The sequence below is a fragment of the Microvirga aerilata genome, assembly GCF_016743775.1.
Lineage (GTDB): Bacteria > Pseudomonadota > Alphaproteobacteria > Rhizobiales > Beijerinckiaceae > Microvirga > Microvirga aerilata.
In genome coordinates this window covers 150,421-158,520 of sequence record NZ_JAEQMY010000010.1, presented here as the reverse complement: position 1 = coordinate 158,520, position 8,100 = coordinate 150,421, and the positions used below count along the sequence as shown (strand labels likewise).

The window sequence follows — 8,100 nt, the reverse complement described above, 5'->3', positions numbered from 1 at the left end:
GAAGGGATCGCCCGCAAGCTGCTTGATGCCGAGCGAGATGCGCTCCTTCTCGACGTCCACGTCGAGAACCTGGGCGCGCACGACGTCGCCCTTCTTGAAGTCGTCGATGACCTGCTCGCCCGGACGGTTCCAGTCGAGGTCCGAGAGGTGGACCATGCCGTCGACGTCGTTCTCAAGGCCGATGAACAGACCGAATTCGGTCTTGTTCTTGACTTCGCCTTCGACCTCGGTGCCGACAGGGTGCTTCTCGGCGAAGGCCTCCCACGGGTTCTGGAGCGTCTGCTTCAGGCCCAGCGAGATGCGGCGCTTCACCTGATCGACCTCGAGGATCACGACCTCAACCTCCTGCGAGGTGGAGATGATCTTGCCCGGGTGGACGTTCTTCTTCGTCCAGGACATCTCGGAGACGTGGATCAGGCCTTCGATGCCGGGCTCCAGCTCCACGATCGCACCGTAGTCGGTGATGTTCGTGACGCGGCCCTTCAGCTTGGCGTCGACCGGGTAGCGGGCGGCGATGCCCTCCCACGGATCGGCGAGCAGCTGCTTGATGCCGAGCGAGATGCGGTGCGTCTCGTGGTTGATCTTGATGATCTTCACCTTCACCGTCTGGCCGATGGTTACGACCTCGGACGGGTGGTTCACGCGGCGCCATGCCATATCGGTGACGTGCAGCAGGCCGTCGATGCCGCCGAGATCAACGAACGCACCGTACTCGGTGATGTTCTTGACCACGCCGTCGATGACCTGACCCTCTTCGAGGTTCGCCACGAGCTCGGAACGCTGCTCGGCGCGGCTCTCTTCGAGAACCGTGCGGCGCGACACGACGATGTTGCCGCGGCGGCGGTCCATCTTGAGGATCTGGAACGGCTGAGCCACGCCCATGAGCGGGGTGACGTCGCGCACCGGGCGGATGTCGACCTGAGAGCGCGGCAGGAACGCCACTGCGCCGTCGAGGTCGACGGTGTAGCCGCCCTTGACCTGGTTGAAGATGGTGCCGTTGACGCGCTCCTGGGCCTCGAAGGCCTTCTCGAGCTTCACCCACGACTCTTCGCGGCGGGCCTTGTCACGGGAGATGACGGCCTCGCCCAGGGCATTCTCGATGCGCTCGACATAGACCTCGACCTCGTCGCCGACGACCACGGTCTGGTCGCGGTTCGGGCCGGCAAATTCCTTCAGAGCGACGCGACCTTCGGTCTTGGCGCCGATATCGATGACCGCGACGTCTTTCTCGATCGCGACCACCTTGCCCTTCACGACCGAGCCTTCGCTGATCTCGTTCGTGAGGAAGGATTCTTCGAGCAGGGCCGCGAAATCTTCACGGCTCGGCTGTTGCAAAGCTGCAGACATAGGTTCTCCTGAATGGCCCAACATAAGGGGCAACGCCGGCGGCTCGTGTGAACGGGCCGTTTCCAGCCGCCGCTGCCAAGGACGCCCCTTCAGGGCCATGTCCTGGGCATGCTGCCCTTAGATAAGAGCAGGCCGGCGTATCATCGACGGATGGAAACGCTTGATCCGCAAGGGTTTTTCGGAACGCCGCGAGGGCGCGGAACACGCACCCTCACAACCGAATACCGTCAACGCCTTGTCGGATCGGGGTTCTTTTATCCCAGTTGGCCCCGGATCACAAGGCTTTCAAGGCTTTGATGCGTTCGAGGTCCCGTGCTCAGCCGGGAGCCGCTCCCTGCGTGTTGACGTAGACCGCATAGAGCGACTGGCTCGCCGCCATGAACAGGCGGTTACGCTTGGGTCCTCCGAAGCAGACGTTGCCGCAGACCTCCGGCAGGCGGATGCGCCCGATCAGCCTGCCTTCGGGATTCCACACGGTCACGCCGCTATAGCCCACGGCGCGCCCGGCGTTGCTCGAGGCCCACAGGTTGCCGTTTACGTCGCAGCGAAGGCCGTCGGGACCGCACTTCACCCCATCGATCACGCAGTCGGTGAAGAGCCTGCGGTTCGAGAGCCTGTTGTCGGTGCCCACATCGAAAACATAAATGTCGCTTTTGCCGCCGGGCCCGGTGTCGCCCGGCCCCTTGCCGGTGCTGGCAACGTAGAGCCTCCGGTAGTCGGGCGAGAAGCACAAGCCGTTGGGATCGGGCACCTGGTCCTCGGTCACCACGAGGTCCACGCGGCCGCTCGGATCGATGCGGTAGCAATTGGTCGGCAGCTCCCGTCGCACACTGCCGATCCCCGGGGGCTGGCCCAGCCTCGGGTTGAGCCGCCCGGCCGTATTGCTGGGCCCGCCCGCGATGTCGGGCGCGCCTTCGTAGAGCTGCCCGCCATAGGGCGGATCGGTGAACCAGTAGCTCCCATCGGGATGAGGCACCACATCGTTGGGCGAGTTCAGGCGCTTTCCTTCAAAGGCCTCCGCCAGAACCGTGACCGAGCCGTCGAGCTCATAGCGAACGACCCGGCGGGTGAGATGCTCGCAGGAGAGCTGGCGGCCCTGGAAATCGAAGCTGTTGCCATTGCTGTTGTTGGACGGCATCCGGAACACGCTCACGTGACCGTCGTCCTCGAGCCAGCGCATCTGGCGGTTGTTGGGAATGTCGCTCCAGAGGAGGTATCGCCCTTGCGCGTTCCAGGCCGGCCCCTCGGCCCAGAGCGCCCCGGTCCAAAGGCGCGTGATGGCGCTGTTGGGCTGAACATACCCGTCGAAGACCGGATCGACGCTGAGGATGTCGGGATCGGTGAAATAGGTGGTGGGCGCACCGCCCGGAGCGAAATCGCGCGGGGGATTCGTCACTGTGCTGGGAGGTTGGGCTGGCGTTTGGGCCAGGGCGGAACCGGAGCCGGCCACGAGGGCCCCTGCGCCCACCGCCTTGATCAGTGTTCTTCTCGACAGGGCCTTGTCTCGCTCAGTCCGAGGCTGCTGACCATCCATGACTTGCTCCCGATTCGCCGGCTGGGGCAAAGATCCCACATCCAAGCATGACGGAAACCTCTTTTCTGCCGGACGACCCTGCTCTTTGGAGAGCCCGGACCCTTCCACGGCCGTCGCCGGGGTTAATCCCGTCGAAGGTGTGGCTGCGGCCGCTCAGGCTGTCGGCATGTCTGCGGTCAGCCCGGCGCCGCCCCGCGCCGCGCCTGGGCGATGGCCCAGTCGAGGGCCTGTTCGAGCCGGTCGTTGCCCCAGAACATCTCGCCGTCCTCGGCAAAGAAGGTGGGTGCGCCGAAGAGGCCTCGCGACAGAACCTCGTCGCCCATCCGGCGCAGGCGCGTCTTGTTGGTGTCCGATTGCGCCTCCGCGATGACGGCCTCGGCATCGAGGTTCAGGCCCGTCAGGATATCCAAGATAGTCTGCGGATCGGAGATGTCGCGGCCGTCGCCGAACTCCGCCGTGTAGACCGCCCGGGTAAAGGCCGGCGTCCAGCCGCGATCCGACCCGAGCAGGGCGACCCGCGCCGCCATCAGCCCATTCTGCGGGAAGATTTTGGGGTGGTAGAAGGGGATCCTGAGCCTTGCAGCCTCACGCTCCATGTCCCGCCACATGTAGCGGCCTTTGACGGGAAAGAGGTTGAAGGGAGAGTTGTCCCACCCTTGAGCCTTGAAGACGGGACCCAGCAGGAAGGGCCGCCACACGACCCTGACCCCCGCCTGCTCCGCCGCCGCCTCGACGCGCATGGCGGAGAGATACGAATAGGTCGAGGCGAACTCGTACCAGAATTCGAGGGTGGGCTGACGTTGCATGGAGGGTCTTTCGCTGCCACGGATCCGGGAGGGGAACGGTCAAACTCCGAAAGCCTGCCTTTCGCTCCCTCAGCCGGCTTAACGCATTCCCTCCCGCTACGGCAGGCTCCCCTTCTCCGGGCAGAAATGCATGACAAGCATACCCGTCCGTTAATTGCCCGTTGCGCCGATACGGCTTCCGTTTTAAGTCGCCAGCACCCTTACTCTTTCGGAACCTTCGCTATGGCTGAAAAGCGCGTGAACAAGGTCGTGCTCGCCTATTCCGGCGGCCTCGACACCTCCATCATCCTCAAGTGGCTGCAGACCACCTATGGCTGCGAGGTGGTGACGTTCACCGCCGATCTCGGCCAGGGCGAGGAGCTGGAGCCCGCGCGCCAGAAGGCCCTGCTGCTCGGCATCAAGCCCGAAAACATCTTCATCGAGGACCTGCGCGACGAGTTCGTGCGCGACTACGTGTTCCCCATGTTCCGGGCGAACGCCCAGTACGAGGGCCTTTATCTGCTCGGCACTTCGATCGCCCGGCCGCTCATCGCCAAGAAGCAGATCGAGATCGCCGAAAAGGTGGGCGCCGATGCGGTGTCCCACGGCGCCACCGGCAAGGGCAACGACCAGGTGCGCTTCGAGCTCGGCTATTATGCCCTGAAGCCGGACGTCACCGTGATCGCCCCCTGGCGCGAATGGGACCTGCGCTCCCGCGAGGCGCTCATCGCCTTCGCCGAGCAGAACCAGATCCCGATTGCCAAGGACAAGCGCGGCGAGGCCCCGTTCTCCGTGGACGCCAACCTGCTGCACGCCTCCTCCGAAGGCAAGGTGCTGGAGGATCCGGCCATGGAAGTGCCGGACTACGTTTATTCCCGCACAAACGACCCGGAATCCGCCCCTGATCAGCCCACCGTGATCTCGATCACCTTCGAGAAGGGCGATCCGGTCGCCATCGACGGCAAGAAGCTGGGCCCCGCAGATCTGCTGGCCAAGCTCAACGAGCTGGGCCGCCTCAACGGCATCGGCCGCCTCGACCTCGTGGAGAACCGGTTCGTGGGCATGAAGAGCCGCGGCATGTACGAGACCCCCGGCGGCACGATCCTGCACCTCGCCCATCGCGGCATCGAGTCGATCACCCTCGACCGCGGTGCCGCGCACCTGAAGGACGAGCTGATGCCGAAATACGCCGAGCTCATCTACAACGGCTTCTGGTTCTCGCCGGAGCGCGAGATGCTCCAGGCCTTGATCGACCGATCCCAGGAATTCGTCACCGGCGAGGTCAAGCTCAAGCTCTACAAGGGTGGCGTCCACCTCATCGGCCGCGAGAGCCCCTATTCCCTCTACGACCAGGACCTCGTTACCTTCGAGGAAGGCGCGGTCGCCTACGACCACCGGGATGCGGCCGGCTTCATCAAGCTCAATGCCCTGCGCCTGCGCACGCTTGCCCAGCGCAAGAAGAAGCTGGGGCTGTAGGGGAGCGGCTGCCGAACCGGCTCAAGGTGCATGGGCATCCCGTCGCACCCTGAGCCCCCTTTCTCGGCATATCGAGCAATGTTATTGCGTAGGAAGATTCCATTCCTGCAGAAACATCTCATGAAACTCCTCCTTGCTCCTGCCCTTCTTCTTTTGCTCTCCGCGTGTCAGGGAACCGGCACAGCCGGCTCTGGAGCGTTGAACGACCCGGTCGATTTGCCGCCCGACTATCAGGTGAAAGCTGCACCTCATTTGGTGACGGAGTATGTCCGGGATGCACTCGGACCGGCCGAGATCACCTCCGACGTGCGCTCGGGCCAAGGCCTCCTGGGGGCATCAAGCAGCGTTCTCGTGCGCTACCCCGTTCGCACCCATAGCCTCGGACAGCAGCTGATCGCCAAGGACTGGCTCCTCGACAGCATGGAAAAGACGGAAACCGGGATGCGCTGCATCACGATTTCCGTAGGTCGGAGCATGGCCACCGGCGGAGAGACCAAGTTCAGAGCCTCGCGTCCGAAAGTCGACGGCACGAGCTGTGGTGAGGGGCGGAGCTTCGTTCCCTACACCGAGCTGGAACAGGTCGCACAGCGATTGAAGGCGTGCCGAGCCAAAGGCGAGGAGCGGTGCCTGCTCTCCACGAACCTGCCCGACGCCCAAGCGCGCAAGCTCATGAATCAGCGCTGATCGAGCCTACGGGCTTCAGCCCCTTTGCCTGAGCATCAGAGCCGGTCTAGCGAAGGGTCGCTCTCGCCGAACCAGTTCTTCCGCATGAGCGCCCGCGCCTCCTCGGCCGCCGCCGCATCGCCACGGAACTCGGCGGCCTGAAGCAGACCGGCGGCCGCCCAGCCGTTGTTGGGCGCCCGCTCGATGGCGGCACGGAACGCGGCCTGCGCCTCCTCGGCCTTGCCCTGCTGCAGCAAGGCGGCGCCGAGCGACTGGTGCACCGGATAGTACCAAAAGGGCGGCTCCATGTAGGGCAACCGGTCCTGGATCTCGACGGCTTCCGCGAATTGCGCAGCAGCCCGGGCATGATCGCCCTTGGCCTGGGCAATCCGCGCTTCGATCACCTTGGCCTCGATGGCAAGCACATCCGGCCCCGGCACCCCGGCAGTGGGCAGCGCCGCGATGTCAGGCGTCTGCGCCAGGGCCGCGATGGCCGACATTTCGGCCTGCGCTTCGTCGCCCCGCCCCAGCCGCGCCAGGGCAATGCCGCGGGCATAGTGCCATGTCGCTCGCACAAACGGGAAGTTCGCGTCCGGAGCAGGCAGGGCCAGCACCTTGTCCGGCTCCGAGAAGCGCGCATGGGCCGTATAGGCTGCTGCGGCGATGGGCTGGGTCCAGGGAACCTCGCGCTGGGTTCGGTCCGACACCAATCCGCCGAGCTTCTCCGCGGCAGAAACGGCCGTCCTCCCGTCTCCGCCCATGAGGGCCGATGCCATCACGAAATGAACGTTATGGGCGTAGTAGCCCTCCGCGTAGAGCAGGCTCGCGCCTCCCCCCTTGAGCAGCCTCTCGTCGACGGCCGCAGCCTGCACGTTCGCATCCAGGCTCTCGCGCCAGCGGCCGAGGCGATACCAGATGTGGCTCGGCATATGGACCAGATGCCCGGCTCCGGGCATCAGCGCAGCCAAGCGGGCGGCATGGGGCGCCGCCCGTTCCGGCCGGTCGGAGGCCTCGACGGCATGGATGTAGAGGTGGATGGCTCCCGGATGGTCGGGCTCCGCCTTGAGGGATCCCACCTGCCGGTCTCCGAGCACGCCCTCGATCAGTTCGAGCATCCGGGCGGTCCTGCCCTTCGGGGTTTTGCCCCCGTTTTCCCAGTAATCCCACGGGCTGAGATTCATGAGAGCGTCGGCGGTCAGGAGGGCGACGTGCGCATTGTCCGGAAAGCGGGCCTGCACGGCCTCCATCGCGTCGGCATAGGCCTGGTCCAGCGCCTTGCGGTCCGCCTGGGGATCCGGGGAATGCCGCCGCGAAAGCGCATCGATGAGAGCGGCTTGCAGGTCATCCCTGGGCGCAAGGCGTCTGGCCTGCTCGAGCACACCAATCGCGCGAGCGTTGGCATCCGGGTCCATCGGATAGTTGATGTGCGGTCCGAGCACCCATGCCTCTCCCCAGAGGCACATGGCACAGGTCGGGTCGAGCGCCTGTGCCGCCCGGAACGCGCGGGCTGCTTCGGCATGGTTGAAGCCCCAGCCAAGGCGGTATCCCTGGTCGAAATAGGCGCGCGCCTCCTGTCCCGAAGGACCGATGGCGGACCAGGTCAGCCGACCCAGATTTTCATAGACGGGAGGGCGATCCTCGGCCCGCGGGGCGGCCGCGCCCTTCGGGAGATCGCGGCTGTAAGCGCCAAGCTCGTTGCGGGCCGGCGGCTGGGAATGGGCCTGGTGGTCGGCCTGCGCAATCCTCGTGTGGGACGCTGGGGTGTGTGCGTACCCGTGGAGAAGCTTCACGCGCGGGCTGTTGTGATCGCCGAGGGGGCAGGCTGCGGCTGAGCCTGCAAGAACGACCGCGATGGCAGCCGTCGCCGTGAGATGGATGGATGCCGGGGAACGCTTCGTGCGGTGAATCATCGGGAAGCCTCTCAGATCGGGCAGATTGGGCGGCAGGCGAGAACGATCCGAGAGCCTGCGGGAGCCTTTGTTGCCAAGTCAGGTGGTTCGCTGGTTCGCGCGAGGTCTCGGCTTTCCTTCGGGCGGTCAGCTCCACAGGCGATGCGGCATCGCGGCAGACGGTGAGAACGATGCACCGAAGATCGTGCCGCCGGTACGCACGGGCATTCGCCCAGTTCACCGCAGGACCTTTGCTGCCGATGAACCCCTTCAACCTGATCCCATGGGACGCGAAGATCTGTGCGCTTTGTCACAGCACGTAGGTTCGCGAGCACCCGCTCAAGGATGCCGGCATCTTGTTGCCCATTGGGGTTCCGGAACCGCCGCTTCTCCCCGGAGAGCAGAT

6 protein-coding genes are annotated in these 8,100 nt (G+C 65.1%); 2 read left to right on the top strand and 4 right to left on the bottom strand.

Features of this window, described 5'->3' with window-relative positions; all coding sequences use genetic code 11:
* From rpsA to JKG68_RS09605, 3 genes are all read right to left on the bottom strand, one after another.
* Positions 1-1,347 (bottom strand): 30S ribosomal protein S1 (gene rpsA / locus JKG68_RS09615; RefSeq protein ID WP_202058655.1); only part of this gene is annotated, 1,347 nt, incomplete at its 3' end.
* Between the two features lie 316 nt (positions 1,348-1,663).
* The gene (locus tag JKG68_RS09610; protein WP_202058653.1) at positions 1,664-2,881 is read right to left on the bottom strand and encodes an SMP-30/gluconolactonase/LRE family protein; all 1,218 of its coding nucleotides are present in this window, start codon (positions 2,879-2,881) and stop codon (positions 1,664-1,666) included.
* A gap of 176 nt (positions 2,882-3,057) precedes the next feature.
* Entirely contained in the window at positions 3,058-3,687 is a 630-nt protein-coding gene (locus JKG68_RS09605) for a 2-hydroxychromene-2-carboxylate isomerase (RefSeq protein ID WP_202058651.1), read from the bottom strand.
* Positions 3,688-3,909: 222 nt separating this feature from the next.
* Here JKG68_RS09605 and JKG68_RS09600 point away from each other — a divergent pair, with 222 nt between their 5' ends.
* Together JKG68_RS09600 and JKG68_RS09595 are read left to right on the top strand one after the other, a co-directional pair.
* Positions 3,910-5,142, top strand: a complete 1,233-nt coding sequence (locus JKG68_RS09600) for an argininosuccinate synthase (protein ID WP_202058649.1) — start codon at positions 3,910-3,912, stop codon at positions 5,140-5,142.
* A gap of 120 nt (positions 5,143-5,262) precedes the next feature.
* Positions 5,263-5,826, top strand: coding sequence for a hypothetical protein (locus JKG68_RS09595; protein WP_202058648.1), 564 nt, complete (start codon positions 5,263-5,265; stop codon positions 5,824-5,826).
* Between the two features lie 35 nt (positions 5,827-5,861).
* Here the strand turns inward: JKG68_RS09595 and JKG68_RS09590 are convergent, their stop codons facing one another.
* Positions 5,862-7,715, bottom strand: coding sequence for a tetratricopeptide repeat protein (locus JKG68_RS09590; RefSeq protein ID WP_202058646.1), 1,854 nt, complete (start codon positions 7,713-7,715; stop codon positions 5,862-5,864).
* Positions 7,716-8,100: the final 385 nt, after the last annotated feature.